This is a genomic window from Streptomyces niveiscabiei (genome assembly GCF_001419795.1).
GTDB classification, from domain to species: Bacteria; Actinomycetota; Actinomycetes; order Streptomycetales; family Streptomycetaceae; genus Streptomyces; species Streptomyces niveiscabiei.
Genome location: NZ_LIRL01000497.1, coordinates 606 through 1,443, shown reverse-complemented (window position 1 = coordinate 1,443; position 838 = coordinate 606). Strand labels below are relative to the sequence as shown.

General features: G+C 69.6%; 1 protein-coding gene. It reads right to left on the bottom strand.

The features are described from left to right. Window positions 1-129 precede the first annotated feature (129 nt). Window positions 130-336 carry a hypothetical protein gene (locus tag AOK24_RS48650; RefSeq protein ID WP_055722095.1) on the bottom strand — a complete coding sequence of 69 codons (207 nt, stop codon included), beginning with the start codon at window positions 334-336 and terminating at the stop codon, window positions 130-132. Window positions 337-838 lie beyond the last annotated feature (502 nt).

Below are 838 nucleotides of genomic sequence, written 5' to 3'. Positions count from 1 at the left end.
CGGCGGAGCATGATCACCGGAAGCTTTGAACCCGGCGGACCAGGGAGGCACCTCCCCGGCGGTCCCCCAAAAGATCATGATCAAGGTCCCCTCCCCGGGGTGATCATGGTTTTCGATTACCCTGAGTCATCATCTGGCTTGCCTCGGCGGGTAGGCCGACCACCAGGGGCGACGCTCGCTCGACGGTCCGGGCGCAGTCCGGGGCGCGAGGGCAGCCCGCAGTTTGGCCATGCCTTCGTGCAGCGCGTCGAGTGCATCGGCGCCGGTCTGCCCGACATTGCCGATGAGCAGCGTGTCGCCTGGCTTCAGCAGGCTGGTGCGGCTGGCGTCGGTCATCGGTTCCATCCTCCGGGCTGCGCGTGCGCGGTGTGGCTGCTGTGGCACGGGCCGCACAACCCGCGGCCATACCGTGGGTCGTTGGGGTCGAGGCCGGCGGCGACCAGGGCCCGGCGGTCCTTCGGGTAGTGATCGGCGTGGCGGGACGGCTTGCCGCACGGGGCACCGTGCCCGTGGCTCTCGTCACCGCAGACGCACGTTGGGTCTCGCTGAAGGACCGGTCGGCGGAAGCGGTCTTCGTGCTCGGCGTCGTAGCCGCGTTGCCGTGCGCTGCCTCGGCGCTGTTCTGCGGCGCGGCGGTGGGCGTCGCACTTGCTGTGCTGCGTGAATTCCGGGCACCCAGGGGTGGAGCAGACGCGCCAGCTGCGGGACTTGGCCATGGCACCTCCGCTACCGTGTCGCACCTTGGGGGTGGTGACCATGAAGCCGGATGCTTCGGTTGGGATCGTCGTGGCGGGCCTGGTGCTGATCATCGGCTGTCGGCTGATCACGTGGTGGCCCG

Excerpts from the sequence above, each read along its gene's own strand:
- AOK24_RS48650 (WP_055722095.1), bottom strand. The coding sequence starts at position 336 with ATGACCGACGCCAGCCGCACCAGCCTGCTGAAGCCAGGCGACACGCTG.